Source organism: Micrococcus sp. APC 4021 (assembly GCF_030407635.1).
Lineage (GTDB): Bacteria > Actinomycetota > Actinomycetes > Actinomycetales > Micrococcaceae > Micrococcus > Micrococcus luteus.
This window is the reverse complement of sequence record NZ_JASDCZ010000014.1, coordinates 1-20450: the sequence shown is the minus strand read 5'-3', so window position 1 is coordinate 20450 and position 20450 is coordinate 1. Positions and strand designations below refer to the sequence as shown.

17 protein-coding genes and 1 tRNA gene are annotated in these 20450 nt (G+C 72.6%); 1 reads left to right on the top strand and 17 read right to left on the bottom strand.

Features of this window, described 5'->3' with window-relative positions:
• Positions 1-5: 5 nt before the first annotated feature.
• Genes QL983_RS02595 through QL983_RS02555 form a run of 9 tightly spaced genes read right to left on the bottom strand, consistent with a single transcriptional unit; the run spans position 6 to position 10418 of the window.
• Positions 6-968, bottom strand: coding sequence for a glycosyltransferase family A protein (locus tag QL983_RS02595; RefSeq protein ID WP_290151179.1), 963 nt, complete (start codon positions 966-968; stop codon positions 6-8).
• 16 nt (positions 969-984) lie between these two features.
• Positions 985-2022, bottom strand: a complete 1038-nt coding sequence (locus tag QL983_RS02590; RefSeq protein ID WP_221846264.1) for a glycosyltransferase family 4 protein — start codon at positions 2020-2022, stop codon at positions 985-987.
• Positions 2019-3164, bottom strand: coding sequence for an acyltransferase (locus QL983_RS02585; RefSeq protein WP_221846262.1), 1146 nt, complete (start codon positions 3162-3164; stop codon positions 2019-2021). Before QL983_RS02585 ends, QL983_RS02590 begins: the two co-directional genes overlap by 4 nt.
• Entirely contained in the window at positions 3161-4300 is a 1140-nt protein-coding gene (locus tag QL983_RS02580; RefSeq protein ID WP_290151177.1) for a glycosyltransferase, read from the bottom strand. Before QL983_RS02580 ends, QL983_RS02585 begins: the two co-directional genes overlap by 4 nt.
• Positions 4291-6534 carry an N-acetylneuraminate synthase family protein gene (locus QL983_RS02575; protein WP_221848075.1) on the bottom strand — a complete coding sequence of 748 codons (2244 nt, stop codon included), beginning with the start codon at positions 6532-6534 and terminating at the stop codon, positions 4291-4293. Before QL983_RS02575 ends, QL983_RS02580 begins: the two co-directional genes overlap by 10 nt.
• On the bottom strand, positions 6531-7322 hold the full coding sequence (locus QL983_RS02570; RefSeq protein WP_221848077.1) for an acylneuraminate cytidylyltransferase family protein: 792 nt from the start codon (positions 7320-7322) through the stop codon (positions 6531-6533). The genes QL983_RS02575 and QL983_RS02570 overlap by 4 nt, the downstream gene beginning before the upstream one ends.
• Positions 7319-8440, bottom strand: coding sequence for an RNA-binding protein (locus tag QL983_RS02565; protein WP_145983827.1), 1122 nt, complete (start codon positions 8438-8440; stop codon positions 7319-7321). The genes QL983_RS02570 and QL983_RS02565 overlap by 4 nt, the downstream gene beginning before the upstream one ends.
• Positions 8437-9498: a glycosyltransferase gene (locus QL983_RS02560; RefSeq protein ID WP_122054027.1), complete on the bottom strand. Its 1062-nt coding sequence runs from the start codon at positions 9496-9498 to the stop codon at positions 8437-8439. Before QL983_RS02560 ends, QL983_RS02565 begins: the two co-directional genes overlap by 4 nt.
• Complete coding sequence (locus QL983_RS02555; protein ID WP_221848078.1) at positions 9495-10418, bottom strand: glycosyltransferase family 2 protein; 924 nt, start codon at positions 10416-10418, stop codon at positions 9495-9497. The genes QL983_RS02560 and QL983_RS02555 overlap by 4 nt, the downstream gene beginning before the upstream one ends.
• Before the next feature lie 200 nt (positions 10419-10618).
• Between QL983_RS02555 and QL983_RS02550 the strand changes: the two genes are divergently transcribed.
• Positions 10619-11713 (top strand): PqqD family protein, encoded by a 1095-nt coding sequence (locus QL983_RS02550; protein ID WP_144879246.1) that lies wholly within the window; start codon positions 10619-10621, stop codon positions 11711-11713.
• 54 nt (positions 11714-11767) lie between these two features.
• Here QL983_RS02550 and lepB read toward each other — a convergent pair whose 3' ends face one another.
• From lepB to QL983_RS02510, 8 genes are all read right to left on the bottom strand, one after another.
• Positions 11768-12514 carry a signal peptidase I gene (lepB, locus tag QL983_RS02545; protein ID WP_144879244.1) on the bottom strand — a complete coding sequence of 249 codons (747 nt, stop codon included), beginning with the start codon at positions 12512-12514 and terminating at the stop codon, positions 11768-11770.
• A 2-nt stretch (positions 12515-12516) separates the two neighbouring features.
• Positions 12517-13497, bottom strand: a complete 981-nt coding sequence (locus QL983_RS02540) for a ribose-phosphate diphosphokinase (RefSeq protein ID WP_020627447.1) — start codon at positions 13495-13497, stop codon at positions 12517-12519.
• Positions 13498-13608: 111 nt separating this feature from the next.
• The gene (locus tag QL983_RS02535) at positions 13609-14646 is read right to left on the bottom strand and encodes a nucleotidyl transferase AbiEii/AbiGii toxin family protein (protein WP_020627446.1); all 1038 of its coding nucleotides are present in this window, start codon (positions 14644-14646) and stop codon (positions 13609-13611) included.
• Complete coding sequence (locus QL983_RS02530) at positions 14624-15193, bottom strand: type IV toxin-antitoxin system AbiEi family antitoxin domain-containing protein (protein ID WP_020627445.1); 570 nt, start codon at positions 15191-15193, stop codon at positions 14624-14626. The genes QL983_RS02535 and QL983_RS02530 overlap by 23 nt, the downstream gene beginning before the upstream one ends.
• An 85-nt stretch (positions 15194-15278) precedes the next feature.
• Positions 15279-16772, bottom strand: a complete 1494-nt coding sequence (glmU, locus tag QL983_RS02525; protein ID WP_144879242.1) for a bifunctional UDP-N-acetylglucosamine diphosphorylase/glucosamine-1-phosphate N-acetyltransferase GlmU — start codon at positions 16770-16772, stop codon at positions 15279-15281.
• A 37-nt stretch (positions 16773-16809) separates the two neighbouring features.
• Positions 16810-16881: transfer RNA gene (locus QL983_RS02520), tRNA-Gln, on the bottom strand.
• Positions 16882-16945: 64 nt separating this feature from the next.
• Positions 16946-18439 carry a sugar transferase gene (locus QL983_RS02515; protein WP_141724175.1) on the bottom strand — a complete coding sequence of 498 codons (1494 nt, stop codon included), beginning with the start codon at positions 18437-18439 and terminating at the stop codon, positions 16946-16948.
• 141 nt (positions 18440-18580) lie between these two features.
• Positions 18581-20422: an ABC-F family ATP-binding cassette domain-containing protein gene (locus tag QL983_RS02510; RefSeq protein WP_069941479.1), complete on the bottom strand. Its 1842-nt coding sequence runs from the start codon at positions 20420-20422 to the stop codon at positions 18581-18583.
• Positions 20423-20450 lie beyond the last annotated feature (28 nt).

Below are 20450 nucleotides of genomic sequence, written 5' to 3'. Positions count from 1 at the left end.
TCCCCTCAGAACTGTCGGCGGGCACGCCCCGGCCGAGTGCGTCCGGTCTCCGCGGCGGCTTCGACCTGCAAGGCAATCAGTTTTCGTGCGACCGGGGCTGGCAACACGGCAGCGGCACGCTCGACGACGGCGGAGCTGTACTGGATCGTGCGCTCCGTGCTCAGAGCAGCCACCGCCCGCACGGCGGCGCCCCACGGCCCGCCCGGGGCGCGGTCCCCGCCGAGTGCGTCCGCCCCGTGCTTGGCGATGAAGATCTGCCGGGCGGACCCGGAATGCAGAGCCCGGCGCGCCTTGGTGTAGGTGGTGACCGCCGCCGCGTGGTGACGGGTCTCCAGCTCCGGCCGGATCTCCACCGGATACCCGGCGACGTGGAGGCGGTAGCCGAAGTCCACGTCCTCCCAGCCATAGCGGCGGTAGTCGGGGTCGTAGCCGCCGAGCTCCTCGTGGAGGGCGCGGGGGACGGACACGTTGCCCGCCCAGTGCCGCCACTGCCGCTCTGCCGGAAGGGCATAGGCATGGCGACGGTGCGCTTCGTCCTGGGCGTCACCGTAGACGCGCTGATAGGCGGAGTCCGGGAGGACATTGGCCGTCAATCCGATCACCCCGCCAGGCCCGCCCGCGTGCGCGGCCACGTGGTCCCGGATGTAGTGGGGTCCGGGCTCCAGGTCGTCGTCGGCGCGGATGAGGATGCGACCGGACGTCGCGTCGGCACCTGCGTTGAGCGCAGCGACCCGTCCGCGGTTCTCCCGGAAGACGGTCCAACTCAGGTCCAGGCCCGGATGTTCCGCGGCCAACTGGGCGAGCACCGCTTCCGACCCGTCCACATCCCCGTCCACGACCACGTGGACCTCGAACGGCGGGGCGTCCTCCTGCGCGGTGAGGGCGCCGATCAGGCGCGGCAGCCGCTGGGCTCCGCCCCGGCTGGGGACGATCACGCTGGCCTCGGGGGTCAGGGGCGTCTCGGTCATGAGTCCTCCGCGGGGATCATAGGGACAGGTCATCCAGGAGCTCGGCGACGGCGGCGCGGCCGGCCTCGGGAGAGAACAGCGACTCCCAGCGGCGTCGCTGGGAGTGGGCCACCGCCCCCAGATCGATCGCTCGTACCGCCCGCAAGCAATTCGCGAGTGCGGCAGCGTCGCGCTGCGGAACAACGAAGGGGTGATCGCTGCCGACCACCTCGGGAACGGCCCCCGCATCGGAAGCCACCACCGGAACGCCCGCCGCCATCGCCTCGGCCGTCACCAGGCCGAAGACCTCGGCCCACTGCGACGGCACGGCCAGCACGTCCACGGAGGCCAGGAACTCACCGCTGTCCTGCCAGCCGAGCACCTGGACGTCCTCACCGGCTGCCTTCAGGGCGGTGGCGAGCCGCTCGGCTTCGTCCTCCGCCACGAATCGGCTCTCCCCCGCGACGCGGAACACGAAAGCACCCGGGTCGGTCTTCCGCAGCAGCGCGGCGGCCTCCAGGAGCGTCACGATGCCCTTGTCCTCGGACAGCCGGCCGAGGAAGCCCACGGTCACCGGATCATCGGCACCGCGGGCCCGCCGTGTCTGCGGCGCCGTCGGGGCCGGAACCCAGTTGTGGAGCACGCGCGCCCCGCGGATGCGGTCCGCCGCGAATCGGGACGGCGCGAGGACCGCGAGCGCACCGGGACGCGCCAGGGCGGAGAACACCCGCAGAACCGGCTTCTCGGGTACCTGATGCAGGTGCACGATCCGGCGCGGCCGGCCGGCCAGCGCCGTGGCCGGCAGCAGCCCGTTGCACCACACGACGTCGTCCCCGCCGCGGCCTCGGTCCCAGGCCCGGAGAGCGCGCAGATACCCCAGTCGTCCGGGCCCACCCACACGGACCACGTCGAAGCCGTCCGCGGCCAGGCGATCGGCGGTCTCGGCCGGGTGGGCCGGAGCCACGACGCCCACGTCCCGCCCCAGCTCGCGCAGGGCCGTGGCGAGGTGGTGCAGCATCACCTCGCCGCCACCCACTTCGCCCTGGTTCGCCAGGATCCAGATGCGACCGGTCATCGGGCCGGCTCCAGGGATCGGGGATGTCCGGTCCGCGCGTCCACGACGGAGCGGACGCGGGTCAGCCCCCGCTTGGCCGCGCGGCCGAGGTGCTCCTCGCCGTACCTCTGCAGGGCCCAGGCGAGCACGGAGACCACGGCCAAGGCCACGAGCATGGCCATGTTCCGGCCTACGTATGGCCATAGAGCATGGATGACCAGATAACCGGGAATGACGTGGATGATGTACAGGGAGTAGCTGATCCGGCCGTAGAACTGGAAGGGCGGCGTTGTGAGGAGCCACGTCCTTCGTCGGAGGGCCACAGCAGTGAACAGGGTCGCCGCTGCCAGCACCCAGAGACCAAGGGTCATGTCGCGCAAGACGAAGGGGCTCACGACAGCCGATGCATAGGCTGCGGCCACCGCTCGTCGGTGGCGACCCGTCTCCCGTGCCAGGAACACCACCATGCCCAGGACGAACATGGGCGCATACTCGGCAACAGTGATGTTGTTGACGAGTTTGACCCACGTGGGGTCCCCCGCTGGGCGTGGCGCCGCGGCCTGTGAAGTCACAGCCACCACCGTCCAGGACAACACAGACCAACCCAGGCATGCCCACAGGACCAGACGGTCCGACAGGCGACACCGGCTGAGGATGAGGAGGGTCAAGACAAGTGCGTAGAACTGCATCTCGACCGCCAGGGTCCAGTAGACGTCGACCACATCGTCGACCAGCAACCATCGTTGGACCATCGTGAGGTTGACGATGATCTGCCCCGGACTCAGCGAGTACCCCGGCACCTGAACGAGGGCGAGGATCACCACGGCGAATGCAAGCGAGAGCCAGTACGGCGGGTACAGCCGGGCGGCTCGGGAGATGACGAAATCGCTGGGACGCGAGGCCCGGCGCGCGGTCATGAGGATCACGAAACCGCTGATCATGAAGAACAGCTGGACCCCCGTGCCACCCCAGACGAAGTCATGAAAAGCGGGGGGATCGTCGCGGTAGTGGAAATTGTGCGTACCGCCGAAGTGCGAGAACACCACGGCCAGCGCCGCGATCCCCCGAAGGCCGTCCAGCTCCCGGAACCGGGGCCCCGGCACTCGCTTCTCGGCCGGGGCCACCGAGGCCGCCCCCGGCTCGTTCGGGCTCGCCGCGGTCACCGGTGCCCGCCCTTCCCCACCCGGCGCCCGAGCACCTCGAGGGTCGCCTCGGCGGTCGCCCGGGCCATGGTCTCCACGTCGCCCACGCGCACCTCGCCCGGGCCGTCGGCCGCGGCACGCATGACGGCGTCAGCGATGGCCGCCGGGGTGGTCTCGTGGACCAGGCGCTCAGGCGGCAGGATCTCTCCGTTGCCGCCCACGTCCGTGGCGACGGCGGGCAGGCCGGCGGCCGCGGCGTCGAGCAGGGTGTAGCTGAGGTTCTCCCACGCGGAGAGCTGCACCAGCACGTCGTGCTCGGCCATGGTGCCCCACGGCTCCACGAAGCCGGGCAGGTGGACCGCATCCGCGACGCCGAGGTCCTCGGCCTGAGCGCGCAGCTGCCCCTCCAGGGGACCCGAGCCGGCCAGCGTCACCCGCGTCCCGGGGTCGCGCTCCAGCAGGGCGGGCAGCGCCGCCACCAACCGGTCGAGGTTCTTCTCGGGCGCCAGCCGGGACAGGGAGAGGATCCGCAGCCCCTCCCCCGGTGCGCGCCGCTGCCCCGCGGCCGCGGCCCGCACCGCGGACACGTCCACCCCGTTGCGCACCACGGTGAGGGGCCCCCCCGTGCCCCACTTGCGCCGGAGCACGTCCGCGGTGGACTGCGCCACCGCGATCACGAGGTCCGTGCCGCGCAGCCGGGCGCGGTGCGCGGCGTTCTTCACCCGGGCCGCCGCGGCGCGGTTGTACAGCCCATCGTCCGGGGCGATCCCGTGCTCGGTGCTGAGCAGCGCCGGCGCACCGGCCCGCCGCACGGCCCGCCCCGCGCCCAGCGCCGTGAAGGCCGCGAGGTCGGCGTAGGCCAGGTGCGTGTGGACCGCGGCCGGGCGCAGGGTGCGCACCGCCGTCCGGAGCGTCCGCACCGAGGCGGCCAGGCCGGCGTCGGGCCCGACGTCCCCGGTGAACACCGCCGCGCCCTGCTCGCGGAGGCGCTCGGCGAGCGGCCCCTCGGGGCAGAGCACCGCCAGACGCAGGCCGGGCAGGCCCACGCGCGCGACGTCGAGGACGTGCCGGGCCACGCCGCCGAGGTCGGCGACGGGCACCACCCAGAGCGTCAGCGGGGCCGGAGTGGTCCTCGCGGCCTCGGGGATCACAGCCACTGCTCCAGGCGGTCCAGGGCCGTCCAGAAGCCCTCGCCGTTGTTGATGTGGCCCTGCCAGATCTCCGGGATGAAGCTCACCCCGGGGGCCAGGCGGTCCAGCTGCTCGCACAGCACGGGCCAGTCCACGTCGCCCTCGCCGATCTGCGGCCCCTCACCGTCCACACCGGTGGCGTCCACGAGGTGCAGGTGGATGGTGTGCGGGGCCAGCTTCTCCACCATCTCGGAGAAGGGGATCCCCAGGAACGTGGCCGAGAGCTTGGAGTGGGAGGTGTCCAGGCACAGCGGCACCCCCGTGGCCTCCACGAACGCCACGGTGTCGTCCGGGTCCATGAAGAGGTTGTGGTACTGCTGACCGCCCATCAGCCACGGGAACGGCGGCAGCGTCTGCGCGGCGATCCGGATGCCGGAGGTGTCCAGGCGCTGCACGGCCTCGGCGATGCGCTCGTACTTCGGCAGCCGCTCCTCCGGGCGGATGTGCCGGTCCAGGGTGAACCCGCCCATGGTGATGACCATGATGGGCTCCTCCTCGTTCGGGAACCAGCGCTTCAGGTCCCGGGTGATGTCGATCGTGCGCTGCACCTCGGCGATCGAGCGCTCCCACACGGCGTCGTCGTCGCTGGCCAGATCCACGAGGAAGTCACCGGAGAAGATGTCCGGCAGGTGCGTGGTGAAGCCCATCGGCATGGGCTCGCTGAACACCGAGTCGATGTCGATCTCGAGGTCCTTGTAGGAGAAGTGGAACTCCAGGAAGTCCGGGGTGCAGTCCTTCGTCAGCGCCTCGACGTCGTGGTAGCGCACCGGCAGGCCCCAGGGGCGCCGGAACTGGAACTGGCGCCCGGTGGGCACCGTGTCGGTGAGGTCGCCGGCGAAGAAGAAGTCGCCCTCGGCCATCTCGCGGTGCAGCGTGCGGCCGACCAGGCGCGGCAGCTCGTTGGGCTGCAGGCCGCGGCCCGGGGACTTCACGGTCACGTCGTCGGCGGTGATCGTGACGCCGGCCTGCAGCGGACGGGCCGCCACCAGGGACTTGGCCAGGTTGATGCGGTTCATCGCCTCGCCCGTGGAGACCACGCGCTCGGTCCCGACGCCGATCGACTCCTCGATGTCCCGGGTCTGCCGGACCATCTGCGCGAACTCCTCCGGCAGGAGGGAGACCTTGTGGTCGTTGCCCTCGAGCCCGCGGTCCACGGTGAAGTGCTTCTCGATGATCGCGGCGCCCCGGGCGACCGCGGCCAGGGCCACGTGGAAGCCGCGCTCGTGGCCCGAGTAGCCCACCGGCGTCTGCGCGATCTCCGCGAGCCGGTCCAGGTAGGCCAGGTTCACGTCCTTGTAGGGGGCGGGGTACGTGGACTGGGCGTGCAGCATCGCGAAGGGGACGCCGGAGGAGCGCACCAGGGCCGCCGCCTCGCGGATCTCCTCCTCCCGGGACATGCCGGTGGAGAGCACCATCGGCAGGCCGGAGGCGGCCGCGTCCCGCAGCAGACCGTGGTTCGTCAGGTCCGCCGAGGCGATCTTCACGCCGTCCACCGGGTACTCGCGCAGCACCCGCATGGACGGGGCGTCCCACGGGGTGCACATCAGGGCGACGCCGGCGTCCCGGACGTGGTCGAACACCCGCACCATGTCCTCGGCGGAGAGCGAGAACTTGGCCAGCTCGTCCAGGGTGCGCTGCGCCCCCAGGTCCTCGCCGGCGGTGGCCGCACCGGACTGCCGGTACAGGGCGTCCATGTCCCGCAGCTGGAACTTCACGGCGTCCGCGCCCGCCTCGACGGCCAGGTCCACGAGACGGCGGGCCAGGTCCACATCGCCCTGATGGTTGTTGCCGATCTCCGCGATCAGGAACGCCGGGTGGCCCTCCCCGATCCGGTGCCCGCCGATCCGCAGCTCCGCCTCCCGGTTGATCGCCAGGGCCGTCAGACGGCCGCGCTCGTCCAGCAGCGGCAGGTGCAGCGCCCCGGTGGGCAGGGCCTCGCGCATCTCGGCCGGGGAGGCGCCCAGGGGCGCCGTCACCGGGTCGCGATGGGCGACGTCGGCCGCGGCCACATCCAGCGACGCCTCCGGATGCGCCACCAGCCAGCGGCGCACGTCCCCGTCCGTCAGCGAGCCGACGAGGAAGCCGTGGGAGTCCACCACGAACACGGTGCGCTCGCGGTTGTCGGTCATCTTCTGCAGGGCGACCAGGAGCGAGTCCTTGGGGAAGACGAGGTAGGGGGTGAGCCTGCGTTCGATGATCACTGCGCGCCTCCGGGGGTGCGGTTCGGGCCGGTGGTGGGGGTCCCGGCGGTGCGCGGGGCACCGAGCTCGGGGCGGTGCCGGAGCACCTTGTGGACCGCCAGGTACTGGTCCATCTGCTGCTCGGCGAGGGCGAAGTCCAGCTCGGTGTCGATGTCCACGCCCTCGAGGTCGTCGAGTTCCAGCAGGCCGATCCGGCCGCCGAGCCGGTTGTGCAGCCGGTCGTAGACCCAGGGGCGCGTCACGTAGAGGGACCCGTTCTCGCGGAACCGCAGATCGGCGCGCGTCATGTCCTGCCGGCGCTTGCGCGCCGTGACGTCGAAGTCCGGGATCGGCTCCCCGTCGGGGTCCCCGGCGTGGCGCCACAGGAACGGGGACACCGGGACGACGCCGACCAGCGAGTCCACCCCCGTGTCCCGGAACTGCCGCACGGCGCGGTCCAGGGTGCCGGGCAGGCGCAGCGGGCTGGTGGCCTGGAGGAGCATCACGCCCTCCGGTTCGACGCCGGCCGCACGCTCGGCCGCGAGCACGTGCTCGATCACCGGCTCGGTGGGGGTCGAGTCCTGGGCCAGGTGGGCCGGGCGCAGGCCCGGGACGTCCGCGCCGTAGCGGAGGGCGACCTCGGCGATCTCGGCCGAGTCCGTGGAGACCACCACGTGCAGGTCCTCCCCCGCCTCGAGGGCGGCCTGGATGGTCCAGGCCACGAGCGGGTGGCCGCCCAGGAGGCGGATGTTCTTGCCGGGCAGCCCCCGGGACCCGCCGCGCACGGGGATGACGCACAGGATGCTCACGCGGACTCCTTCCAGACGTGTTCAGCGATCGCGGCCGCGGGGTCCGTGGTCGGCGAGGCCAGGGGCGGGGTGGGCTCCGGGACGCGGCCGGGCCGCCACCGGGTCATGCCGTAGCGCCGCCAGAACCCCTCCAGCCAGGCGGGCGGGTCCGGGTGGACGGCCCACGCGGGTCTGCCGGCCTGCGCGGCCTCGAGGATCCCGGTGGAGAAGACGGCGGCCACGGGCCCGCGGGTGGCGACGAGGGGCGCCCCGGCGTCGTCGATCCGCACGCCTGCCCTGCGCCAGGCCGCGTGCTGGCCGCGGGAGAGACGGTCCCGCTCGGCCGGGTGGGGGCGGTAGGCGGCGCCGGTGGCCCGCACGTACTGTTCGGCGGCCGCGGCGAAGTCCCGGCGGGGCAGCTCGGCGCCGTGCAGCTGGCCGAGGAACACCCCGGGGCCGTCGTCCCCGGCACCCGAGAGCGCGGGCGCGGTCCGGCGGGCCTGCTCCAGCAACGCCGAGCCCACCGGGACGGCCTCCACATCGGCGCGGCCCTGGGTCCACCAGTCCGCGTCCGCGCTCGTGAAGGCGTACAGGGTGGCGTCCTGCGGGACGGGCGGCGTGGACACGGCCAGCAGCCCGTGCTGGACGACGCCGACCCGCGCCCCCCGCTGCCGGGCCCAGCGCACGGCGGCGCGGCCCGAGGGCAGGTACTCCCCCGCCACCAGGACGCGGCGGAGCCCGGACAGGCGATCCGTCACGACGTCGGCGGTGGCGGCGTGCTCCCGGTGACCCGCGGCCCCGGGCAGGGCGGGTGCGTCTCCGGCGGGCAGCACCCAGCCGACCCCGGCGGCGGCCTCCGGCCGCGCGGTCGCCAGGGCGGCCACGGGCGAGGCCAGCGCGGCCAGCTGCGTCGGGCCGAAGGACTCGAGGGCGACGAGGGTGTGCACGTCCCCCGGTGGCAGGAGCAGGCGCGGGACGTCGTCGCCGGTGGACCCGCGGCGTGCCAGGGCGCCGGCCACGCCACGCACGGTCGAGCGCGCGGTGTCCGCGGCCCGCCGGGTCAGCGGCCACTGGGCGCGCTGCCACGCGTGCCAGCGCGGCAGGTCCCCGGATCGCCAGAAGAGGGGCGCGTCGGTCATGCCCACCACCCCTGGGCCATGGCCGCCCGGTGCGCGAACGTGTGCTCCACGTGCGACCGGCGGCGGCCGGCCTCGCGGATGCGTGCTCCCCAGGCGGGGTCCGCGACGATCCGGCGGCCCAGCTCGATGAGGTGGTCCGCGTCCTCGAAGACGAGCACCTCCTCGTCCGGGACGTAGAACTCGGCCACATCGGCGCGATCGACGAGCTGGAGACCGCCCATGCCGGGCACCTCGAAGGTCCGCATCGCGTGGCCGGCCTGCAGGCCGTGGATGTTGATGGCGCCCGCGGCGGCCGCCTGCACGGCGTACGCCTCCTCGAGGGGGATGTCCCGTTCGGCCGGCAGGTCCGGCCGGGTCAGCTCCCACGTGCGCAGGCGGTCCACCGGGTGGTGGCTCCACTGACGCCCGTAGGCGCGCACCGGCACCCCGGCCGCGGCCAGGCGGGTGAGCAGCTCCACGCGGTTCGGGTAGCGCGAGCCCACGAAGACCAGCTCGTCGCGCCGCGGCACCTCCGGCAGCGCCATCGCCGGGTCGAAACCGTTGGGCATGTAGTGCGCGTCCACGCCCTCGCCGGCCAGCAGCTCGGCCTCGGAGCGGGCGTAGCTGAGCACCGGCCCGACGGAGCGCAGGAACTCCATCGAGTAGTCGTGCCGCGCGAGGTCGTCGTACAGCCAGAGCATGCGGGGCAGGCCCGCATCGAGGATCTCGGACCAGAAGTCCTCGCCCAGCGAGTCCCCCTTGATCACGAGCACGCGGTCCGGCCGGGCCTCGCGCAGCGCGGCCACGGCCCGCCCCGTGTCCCAGGCGACCCGCGCGGCCGTGCGGTCCACGCCCGCCTTCTGCGGCAGCTCGAGCAGCCCCTTGTTCCGCAGCTTCATGCCGAGCGTGGCGTAGGCGTCGTAGCAGTGCACCGTGACGTCGAAGCCCTGGGCCGCCCACGCCGCCGCGATGGAGCGGTGATAGCCGTGGAACGCCGGCGAGACGAGGAACAGCCGTTCCGGTGAGCGGCCGCCCCGCGCCTCGGGCGGCGCGGCCACGGTGTAGCCGGTGGCGCTCATCGGCGCTTCCCCTTCCAGACCAGCGCGTGCTCGTCCCGGAGCACGGCGCGGGCGTCCACGTCCACACCCCGGGCCTGCCGGAGCACGTTCACGGCGAAGTTCGCCCCGGTGGCCGCGGTGAGCGCGGCCTTGAGGACCCGGGGGTGACCGAACTTCCGGGCGTAGCGGTACCGGGAGTCCACCAGCCAGCCACGTCGGCGCAGCGGATCCGAGGAGCCGTGCAGCCCGTGCGGCACACGGACGGCCGGGACCACGATCGACGGCACGCCGCGCTCGCGCAGGCGACGCTGCAGATCGACCTCCTCGGAATTCATGAAGTACTCCTCATCGAACCCGCCGACGGCGCGGACCTGCGCCATCGGCAGGAGCAGCACGGCGCCCATCACCCAGTCGACCGCCACGGGCGAGGCGGACCGGGCCGCCGCGACGTCGTGCCCCACGGCCTCGTGAAGCACGTCCAGGTGACGGAAGCGGGCCAGCGGCGTCAGCCACTCGACGGTCTGGTGCAGGACCGTGGGGAAGTGCCGCCCGGACCACTGCGGCGTGCCGTCCTCGTTGACGACCTGCGGGCTGACCACGGCCGGCTGGTACGGGGCGGCCGCCGCCACCAGCGCGTCGATCTGCGCCCCCGTGATCTCGGCGTCCGAGTTGAGGACCAGGGCCAGCTCGGTGGTGACCGCGGCCAGGCCGGTGTTCACGTTCGCTCCGAAGCCGCCGTTGCGCTCGCGGCGCACCACGGTCAGACGCGGATCGTGCGCCTCGGGGTACGGGGTGGGCGAGGCGTCGTCCGAGACCACGACGGCGACCAGCGCGTCTCCGGGATCGGTCAGCAGGCGGTCGACGAGGGCGAGGGTGGGGGCCGGATCGCCGTAGTGCGGGATCACCACGGTCACCGCCGTCGTGGGCGACTGGGCTGCCATGCGGGCTCCTCCCTCAGCTCGGATGGACGGCGCACTCAGCGCCCGAGAACCTGTGTCGAGTATAGGGAGGCTCTGGCGAAGACCCGTGCCAGCCGGTGGGGCGGCGCCATGGCCGCCCGCACGGCTCTCAGTACACTGACCGGACAGCCACGGGATGGAAAGGGTGAGCCATGCCCGGCGCCCAGGGGGAGGACGAAGCCATGAGCGAGACCACCGCGTTGCGCATCGGCACCGGTCTCGATGCCGTGACGGTGAGCGGCCTCACAGGAGACGAGCGCGCGGAGGTCGTCGAGTCCTGGGCCCGATGCGGTGTGGAGGCCGTGGAGCCGCCGGCCCGCGCGGATGTGCACCGCGGCGCCGGCGCCGCGCGTCCGTGGCTCCAGTGGCACGAGGACCTGGTGTTCCTGGCGACCTCACGGGCGATCGAGTCCGCCCGCGGCACCCACCTGCTGTTCCATGCCGCGTGCCTCGCCGCACCGGACACCGGGGCGGCGATGGTCCTGGTGGCGGCGTCCGGGACGGGCAAGACGACGGCCACGCGCCGGCTGGGACCCCATTTCGCCTACCTCACCGACGAGACGGCGATCATCGCACCGGACGGCCTGACCGTCACGCCCTACCCCAAGCCGCTGTCCCTGCTGGGGTCACGGGGGGTGCGCCCGAAGACCCAGCGAGGCCCGGACGACCTGGGTCTCGGTCCGACCCTCCCCGACGCCCGGCTGGCCCGGATCGCCGTGCTGGACCGCGTGCGGGATCCGGCAGGCCCGGTGACGCCGCGGGCGGAGGCCATAGAACTCGTGGCCGCGCTCGAGGCGCTCGTCCCCCAGACCTCCTCCCTCTCCCTGCTCCCCCGCGGCCTCGTGACGCTCTGCCGCGTCCTCGACGCGGTCGGCGGCGCCCAACGCCTGGTCTACGCCGAAGCGGAGGACCTGCGGGATGTCGTCGACGGCCTCCTGGCGGCCCCGCCCACGCCCGTCACCCCCGCCTGGGAGGCGCTCACCGATGAGGAGCTGCGGGCCTCGGTCGGTGCGGCGGTCCCGGGCGCGGTGTCCCGCTGCGCCGTCGACGACGGCATCCTGACCGACAGCGGCCGCCTGGTCCTGCTTGCCTCGGACCGCCTGGTCGTGCTCGAAGGTCTGGGCCCGTCCGTCTGGCTCCTGCTGGACGAGCCGCGGACGGCCGCCGACGTGGTGGCCTGCCTCCGCACCGAAGGACCCGTGCCCGAGGACGCCGAGGCCCGGGTGCGGGAAGCGATGGACGCCCTAGTGACCGCGGAACTGGCCACGACCGGCTGAGCCGGCACGGCCCGGAGGCGGCCGGCACCCAGGACGCCCCGTCCCCTCAGGAGATCAGTGCCCGCCCCAGTGCGTGGGCGGCCAGACGGTCACGAAGACCTCGCCCACGATGTCCTCGCGGGTGACGAAGCGCGCGCAGTCCCCGGCCTGGTCGGCGGGGATGCCGCGGCACGCGATCACGGAGTCGGCCGAGTTCGAGCGGTGGTCGCCGAGCACGAGCATCGAGTCCTCCGGCACGGTGACCGGGCCGAAGCAGCGCGCGGACATCACCTCGGACTCGCAGTCCAGCTCGTCCCGGATGAACGGCAGATCGTTGTGGATGTATGGCTCGTCCACGGGCTCCCCGTCCACCGTCACCGCGCCCTCGGCGGTGCAGCACTCCACGGTCTGCCCCGCGGTGCCGACCACGCGCTTGACCAACGCCTGCTCGTGCGAGCGGCCGATGCCGGTGACGTCGCCGAACGTGCGGATGGCGTTCTCCACGACCCCCTCCGGTGGCATGGGGTGCGCCCAGTCCTCGTTGGCCGTGAAGACCACCACGTCCTGGGAGTCGGCCATCCCGTCCGGGTAGGCGGTGCGGTTGACCAGCATGCGGTCCCCCACCTCGAGGGTGTTCTCCATCGAGCCGGACGGCACCGAGTACACCTTCACCCACAGGGCCTGCACCACGGCGACGACCGCGAGGGCCACCACCACGTTCAGCAGCAGGGAGGCCCAGAACGGCAGGCGCGGACGGTGAGGCTGCGGCGCGGCCACCGCGCCGCCGTCGTCCCCGTGGGCCGGCTCGACGCGCTCGGCCATGGTCAGGCGACGCCGTCGAAGAGGCTGGTGACCGAGCCGTCCTCGAAGACCTCGCGGATCGCGCGGGCGATCAGCGGGGCGATCGAGAGCACCGTGAGGGTCTCGAAGCGCTTCTCCTCCGGGATGGGCAGGGTGTTGGTCACCACGACCTCACGGGCACCGCACTCGCCGAGACGCTGGGCGGCCGGGTCCGAGAACACCGCGTGCGTGGCGGCGATGATGACGTCCTTGGCGCCGGCGTCCTTGAGGATCTGCACGGCGCCGGCGATGGTGCCGCCGGTGTCGATCATGTCGTCGATCAGCACGCAGACGCGGCCCTCGACGTCCCCGACCACGGTCTTGGACTCGGCCTTGTTCGGAACGGTCAGGTCCCGGCTCTTGTGCACGAAGCCCAGCGGCACACCGCCCAGGCGGTCCGCCCACTGCTCCGCCACGCGCACGCGACCGGTGTCCGGGGAGACCACCGTGACCTCCTCGCCCTCCACACTGGAGCGGATGTGGTCCGCCAGCAGCGGGATGGCGAACAGGTGGTCCACCGGGCCGTCGAAGAAGCCCTGGATCTGGGCGGTGTGCAGGTCCACGCTCATCACGCGGGAGGCGCCGGCGGTCTTGTACAGGTCCGCCACGAGGCGGGCCGAGATCGGCTCGCGGCCGCGGCCCTTCTTGTCCTGGCGGGCGTATGGGTAGAACGGCGAGACCACTGTGATGCGGCGGGCGGAGGCGCGCTTCATGGAGTCCACCATGATCAGCTGCTCCATGAGGTGGTTGTTCAGCGGCGCCGGGTGCGACTGGATGATGAACACGTCCTTGCCGCGCACCGACTCGCCCGAGCGCACGTAGATCTCGCCGTTGGCGAAGTCGTAGGCGCTCATGGGGAGCAGCTCGGTGCCCAGCTCCTCGGCGATCTCCTGCGCGAGCTCGGGGTGGGCGCGGCCCGTGGCCAGCACCAGTCGCTTGTCCTCGCTGCGGCTCAGCTCCGTCATGACGTCCTCAACATCCTTCGTGGTCTCGCGTTCCAGGACCGACGGCGTCCGGCGTCGGTGTCGGCCGCCCGGGGCGGCCCGGTCCTCGCACCCATCCTAGGGCGCGCGGGGTCAGCCCTGAGCGCCGGAGCCCTCGGCGCCGGCGGCCCGCGCGATCCTTGTGATCAACGACTCCAGCCAATCCGCCGCGTCGGACACGCGCGGCTGCAGGAGCCTGGCCTGTCCCTCCGCACCCACTCGTGTCTCCTCCAGCGCATCCAGGTACCCCTGCTCGAGAGTCCGGACGTGAGCGACCGGAGGCGGCCACTCATGCGGTGTGTGTCCTGCCGCAGTCCGGCCGGGTGACCGAAACATGAAAGTACGGCTGACGAGATCTGCGAGCAACGGGATGTCGACACCACCCTCGGCCTCCGCCCCATGCCAGAGCAACTGGATGTCCACGAGATCGTGGCCTCGCGTCTGATGTGGATCCGTGACGGCATGGATCTTCTGTGCGAGCTGCTGCTCGACAGCCATCACGGCCACAGACCGCGGTGTTCCACATCCCAACGCGGTGACCGCCTCCGCGACCTGGGGTGCCACGACCTCGACTGGCTGCGCCAGCGTGCTGCCCTCGAATTCGTCGCGCCCGATCTCGATCGGGACCGACACCCAACTTGTCCTCGCGGAGAGAAAATGCAGGGTCACCTTCGCTCGTGACAGGACGTAGGGATCGGGCACTCCGAGAGGCTCCGCAGGATCGTCCTCATGCACCGTGCCGAAGAAGGCCACCCGGGTCGCAGCCGGGTCGGCCTTGAGTTCTCTCTTGCTCCCGGGCGCGGCCCCCCATCCCCGGTCGACGAACCCGGTCAAGTCCTTCAGCGCCTGCTGGGGATCGCGAGCCAGTAGATCGAGATCCCGGGTCGCCCGCGTCCCGGTGGCTCCATGTCGGAGTCGAACGCCATTTCCACCCTTGACTACGACGCCTTCCGGCAACATCTGCGCCACGATCACTGCTCCCAGCAACCGGCGCGCCCGGTCCACCGGAACGCCCATCGCGTCAGCGATCGCCTCCAGTCGACGGTTGAGTTGGCCTTCGCTCCTGGGCGCACCTCGAGCTCCCAGATCGCCCAGGCCCACGACCACGTCATCGACCGCCACGATGTCCACCGTTCTGCCGCGCCTCCAGGTCCTTCTTCAAGCTCCTCGCCTCGCCCACCGTGAGCAGCCCGCGCGCGCGGGCCTCCTCGATCGCAGCGGCGACGCGCTCGAGAGGGATGCGGTCGAGTGCCTCACGAAGGGCTTGGTTGATCGTGAGGCCTCGCACGCCGCCGTGAAAGGTGAGGTCCTCGTCGCCCGGCGGGGGACGGCGTCGTGTCACTCGTACATGCGCGCGCGGCGAGCCGCGGTACCGCCTCGTCACGCCCACCCGTACGACGGAGGGATCGACCAGGGCGAGGTCGTACAGTGACAGCACTGCGTCCCAGTCCAGGAATGCATCTTCACCGCCCGTGGCCACGGCCTCCGCCGCGTCCGTGAACCGGTCGCGGGGAACCTGGCGATGGAGGTACACCCCGTGGGCCAGCCTCCGCAGAACGCCGCGCTGGGCGAGCTTGCGGACCTCGACGGCGGGCACGCCCGCCTCCTCCGCTTCCGTAGTGGTGATGACCCCGTGGTTCCCCGCAGCCACGTCCCACAGATCGTCACGATACGTCACGGGATCACCACCTCATCTCTGGTGTCACAACCGTACCGGAATCGGTACGGTTGTGACACGCCGACCTCTTGTCGGGCGCGCGGGGTCAGCCCTGAGCGCCGGAGCCCTCCGCGCCGGCGGCCCGCGCGGCCTCGGCCGAGGAGGTGCCCGGGCGCTTGGCCGGCACCCAGCCCTCGAGGGTGCGCTGGCTCACGGCGTTCAGCGCCAGGGCCCCGGCGGGCACGTCCTCGCGGACCACGGCGCCCGCGCCGGTGTAGGCGCCGTCGCCCACGGTCACCGGGGCCGTGAACACGGTGTTGGAGCCGGTGCGCACGTGCGCGCCGATCACCGTGCGGTGCTTGTTGACGCCGTCGTAGTTGGCGGTGATGTTGCCGCAGCCGATGTTGGTGTACTCGCCGATCTCGGCGTCCCCGGCGTAGCCCAGGTGGGAGAGCTTGGCGCCGCGGCCCACGGTCACGTTCTTGGTCTCGTAGAACGCGCCGATCTTGCCGTCCTCCCCCAGCACCGTGCCCGGGCGCAGGTAGGTGAACGGGCCGACGGTCGCGCCCGCGCCGATCACGGCCTCCGTGGCGTCGGTGCGCTTCACCACGGCGCCCTCCCCCACCTGCGTGTCCGTGAGGGTGGAGTCCGGGCCGACGACGGCGCCCGTGGCCACCGACGTCGCCCCATGCAGCTGGGTGCCGGGCTTGAGCGTGACGTCCGAGGCGAGGGAGACGGTGACGTCCACCCACGTGGAGGACGGGTCGACGACCGTGACACCCTCCTTCATCCAGCCGCGCAGCACGCGGTCGTTGAGCTGGCGGCCCAGGTCGGAGAGCTGGCGGCGGTCGTTGGCGCCCTCGACCTCCCACACGTCGTCCGTGCCCACCGAGGCGACGCGGCCGCCCTCGGCGCGGGCCATGCCGAGCACGTCCGTGAGGTACTTCTCACCCTGCACGTTGTCCGTGGAGACCTTCGGCAGGGTGCGGCGCAGCAAGGCGGCGTCGAAGGCGTAGATGCCGGAGTTGACCTCGCGGATCGCCACGAAGGAGTCGTCCCCCGTGGACTCGGCGTGGGCGAGGGCGTCCTTGTGCTCCATGATCCGCTCCACGAGGCCCTCGGCGTCGCGGACGATGCGGCCGTAGCCCGTGGCGTCCTCGAGGGTGGCGGTGAGCACGGTGACGGCGTTGCCGTCCGCCTCGTGGTCCGCGACGAGGCGGGCGAGCGTCTCCGGGGTCAGCAGCGGGACGTCGCCGTAGGTCACCACGACGGTGCCCTCGAGGTCCGCGGGCAGGGCGGCCAGGCCCAGCTCGACGGCGCGGCCGGTGCCCGGCACGTCGTCCTGGTCGGCGATCGCCAGCGCGTCGATGCCCAGCTGGGCCGCCACCGTCTCGATGTGCTCGGCCACGCGGGCCCGCTCGTGCCGGACCACGGCCACGAGGTGCTCCGGCGCGAGCGACCAGGCCGCCGCGAGCGCGTGGCCCACGAGGGAGCGCCCCCCGATCGCATGCATGATCTTCGGCGTCGTCGACTTCATGCGGGTGCCCTGGCCCGCGGCCAGGACGATCACGGCGGAGGGACGGGCGGACGGCTGGGACATGGGGGCTCCTGCACCGGTGGGGGTCAGCGGACGGGGGTTCCGCCCCTAGGATTCGAACCTAGACCGCACGGCTCCAAAGGCCGGCGTGCTGCCATTACACCAGGGCGGAGCGCCGGACCCCAGGGGGCGGCGACGACGGCCCATTCTTCCACACGGGTCGCGCGGATCCGGGGTCAATAGGCGCCGTCGGCGGCGATCACGGCCTTGACGGTCCGCCCCAGGATCACGAGGTCGCCCAGGATGGACCAGTTCTCCACGTAGTAGAGGTCCAGGCGGACCGCCTCCTCCCACGGGAGGTCGGACCGGCCGGAGACCTGCCACAGCCCCGTGATGCCGGGCTGCACCAGGAAGCGGCGGTGCACGTACTGCTCGTAGGCCTCGACCTCGTGCGGCAGGTGGGGCCGCGGGCCCACGAGGGACATGTCCCCCCGCAGCACGTTCACGAGCTGGGGCAGCTCGTCGATGCTGGTGCGGCGGATGAGCTTGCCGACCCGGGTGATGCGCGGGTCGTCCTTCATCTTGAACAGCACGTCCGCATCCCCGCCGTCCGAGACGAGCCGCTGCCGGATCTCCTCGGCATCCACCACCATGGAACGGAACTTGAGCATGGTGAACGGCCTGCCGCCGAGACCGATGCGCTCCTGCCGGAACAGCACCGGCCCGCCGTCCGTGGCCTTGACCGCGATCGCAACGGCGATCAGCAGCGGCGAGATGGCGATCAGGCCCAGACCCGACGCGACGACGTCGAACGCCCGCTTGGCGAACGCCTTGCCCTCGGAGAGGCGCGGGGTGGAGAGGTGGATGAGCGGCAGACCCGCGAGGGGCTGCGTGTGGAGGCGGGGTCCGGCGACGTCCACGAGGGCGGGTGCCATGATCAGGGAGACGCCGCGCTCCTGCAGCTCCCAGCCCAGTCGGCGGACGTCCGAGGGGACGAACGGGTGGCCCGAGGTGATCACCACGGCTTCGACGTCGCGCTCCTCCACGTGGGCGACCACGTCCTCCACGGTGTCCAGGTCCGTGGAGACCGGTATCGGGAGGTAGTCCTCCTGCCGGGTCTTGTATCCGGGGAGGGCCGCGGCCACGGGGGCGTATCCGGCGCCGGCCTCGGAGTCGAGGGCCTCGAAGATGTGCCGGACGGCCTTCGGGCCGCCGACGAGCAGGAGCCGCCGCCGGAACCTGCCGCGGTGTCGCTGCCGCGCCACCCACCCGCGCACGAGGAACCGGCCCAGCAGGAGCAGGAGCACGCCCAGCGGCAGAGCCAGGCCCACGTAGCCGCGCGCCACTTCGAGACCTGCCGCATAGGCGAGGATCGCGACGGTGCCGAAGAGGTACAGGGTGGCCTGCAGGACCCGCTTGTACTCCTCGGTGCCCACCCCCAAGATCCGGATGTCCCGGGAGCCCTGGATGGTCAGCGCGAGCACCCAGGCCGCGCTCAGCGCGAGGCTGATGACGCTGTAGTCGACGAGTGCGGCGCCCGGGAGGGTGGTGCGCCGCGGTCCGCCGAAGCGGAGCTGGGCCGACACGAAGGTGGCGAGCAGGACCGCGACCACGTCCACGACCAGGACGAGTCGCGGAAGGCCTCGCTCCCAGGGCCGGCCCAGGACACGACCGCGGGCGGTCGAGCCCATGCGAAGCGTGGTCGACTCGTCACCGGGGCTCGCGAACACGCTCTGCTCCTCCGTCTTGACGCGGGGGGATGGTCCACGTCATGTGGGCCGGGCATGGTGCCGTGCCCCGGCCCCCGATTATAGGACGGAAACAGTCGCCGGCTGTGCGACCTGCCGCACTCTCCTGTGCGCGCCCGCCCGTCAGTCCCCTTCGGCGAGTTCGGCAGCCTGCAGCCACTCCTCCTCCAGGACGTCCAGCTGTGCGTCGAGGTCCTTCAAGTCGGCGGAGGCCGCGGTGAGGGCATCGAAGTCCTGCGCCTGCCCCAGCTCGGCCATCCGCGCCTCGAGGCCGGACCTGCGGTCCCGCAGCCGGGTCATCTGCTTCTCGAGCCGGGCCATCTCCTTGCGGGCCAGCCGACGCTCCGCCTCGGTGGGCCCGGTGTCCTCCTCCGGCCCGCCCATGCCCGCGCACGTCCCGACGACGTCGTTGCGGCCCCGTACCGGGCCGGCTCCCCGGGCCGGGCCGCCGGCCTCGTCCATCGCGGCGCGCAGCTCGAGGTACTGATCCACCCCGCCCGGCAGGCCGCGGACCTTGCCGTCCCCGAGCAGGGCGACCTGGTGGTCGGTGACACGCTCGAGCAGGTACCGGTCATGGGAGACCACCACGAGGGTCCCCGGCCACCCGTCCAGCACGTCCTCGACGGCGGCCAGGGTGTCCGTGTCCAGGTCGTTGGTCGGCTCGTCGAGCATGAGGACGTTGGGCTCACCCACGAGCAGGCGCAGCAGCTGCAGGCGCCGGCGCTCGCCACCCGAGAGCTCGGAGACCTGAGTCCACTGCCGGGAGGTGCCGAAGCCGAGCATCTCGAGCAGCTGGCCGGAGGACATCTCGCGGTCACCGACCTGGAAGGACGAGCCTTCGCGGGCCATGACTTCGGCGACGCGCAGGTGGGCGACGTCGTCGAGCTCCTTCACGTCCTGGGTGAGGGTGGCCGAGACCACCGTCTTGCCGCGCTTCACCCGCCCCGAGTCCGGAGCGATGCGGCCGTCGAGCAGGCGCAGCAGGGTCGACTTGCCCGCACCGTTGACGCCGACCACGCCGAGCCGCTCGCCGGGCGCCAGGCGCAGGGTGACGTCGTCGAGGATCGGCTTCTCCCCCAGCGTCAGGCTCACGTGCTCGAGGTCGAGGACGTCCTTGCCGAGCCGGGCCGTGGCCATCTTCGCCAGGGACACCGAGTCGCGCGGGGCGGGGACGTCCTCGATGATGGCGTTGGCCGCCTCGATGCGGAACTTCGGCTTGGACGTGCGCGCCGGGGCGCCACGGCGCAGCCAGGCGAGCTCCTTCTTCACGAGCTGCTGACGCTTCTGCTCCGTCACCGCCGCCTGCCGGGAGCGCTCCGCGCGCGCGAGCACCCACGCCGCGTAGCCGCCGTCGAACGGGTCCACCGTGGCGTCGTGCACCTCCCACGTGCGCGTGCAGACCTCGTCGAGGAACCACCGGTCGTGGGTGACCACCACGAGGCCGCCGTCGGTGGGGCGCCAGCGCTGCGTCAGGTGGCGGGCGAGCCACGCGACGCCCTCGACGTCCAGGTGGTTGGTGGGCTCGTCGAGGAAGAGGACGTCGTCGTCCCCGGCGAGCAGACGGGCCAGGGCCACGCGACGGCGCTGGCCGCCGGAGAGGCCCCGCACGGACTGCTCCAGGTCGAAGCCGTCGAGGAGACCGCCCAGGACGTCCCGGGCCTTGGGGTCTGAGGCCCACACGTGGTCGTCCACGTCCCCGACCACGGCCTGACGCACGGTGTGCTCCGGGTCGAGCCGGTCCTGCTGGTCCAGCACGCCCACGCGGACGCCGCCGCGGCGGGTGACGCGGCCCGTGTCGGGTTCCTGGAGGCCGGCGAGGATGCGCATGAGCGTGGACTTGCCGTCGCCGTTGCGGCCCACGAGTCCGATCCGGTCCCCCTCATCCACGCCGAGGGAGAGGCCCTCGAGGACGGTGCGGGTTCCGAAGGCGATGCCGATGTTCTCGGCGCCGAGCAGGTGGGCCATGGAGGAGGTGGTCCTTTCCGGACGGAGG

Coding starts and splice junctions, on each gene's coding strand:
- QL983_RS02510 (WP_069941479.1), bottom strand. CDS start 20,422: ATGGCCCACCTGCTCGGCGCCGAGAACATCGGCATCGCCTTCGGAACC.
- QL983_RS02560 (WP_122054027.1), bottom strand. CDS start 9,498: ATGAGCGCCACCGGCTACACCGTGGCCGCGCCGCCCGAGGCGCGGGGC.
- QL983_RS02550 (WP_144879246.1), top strand. CDS start 10,619: ATGAGCGAGACCACCGCGTTGCGCATCGGCACCGGTCTCGATGCCGTG.
- QL983_RS02555 (WP_221848078.1), bottom strand. CDS start 10,418: ATGGCAGCCCAGTCGCCCACGACGGCGGTGACCGTGGTGATCCCGCAC.
- QL983_RS02565 (WP_145983827.1), bottom strand. CDS start 8,440: ATGACCGACGCGCCCCTCTTCTGGCGATCCGGGGACCTGCCGCGCTGG.
- glmU (WP_144879242.1), bottom strand. CDS start 16,772: ATGTCCCAGCCGTCCGCCCGTCCCTCCGCCGTGATCGTCCTGGCCGCG.
- QL983_RS02590 (WP_221846264.1), bottom strand. CDS start 2,022: ATGACCGGTCGCATCTGGATCCTGGCGAACCAGGGCGAAGTGGGTGGC.
- QL983_RS02595 (WP_290151179.1), bottom strand. CDS start 968: ATGACCGAGACGCCCCTGACCCCCGAGGCCAGCGTGATCGTCCCCAGC.
- QL983_RS02540 (WP_020627447.1), bottom strand. CDS start 13,497: ATGACGGAGCTGAGCCGCAGCGAGGACAAGCGACTGGTGCTGGCCACG.
- lepB (WP_144879244.1), bottom strand. CDS start 12,514: ATGGCCGAGCGCGTCGAGCCGGCCCACGGGGACGACGGCGGCGCGGTG.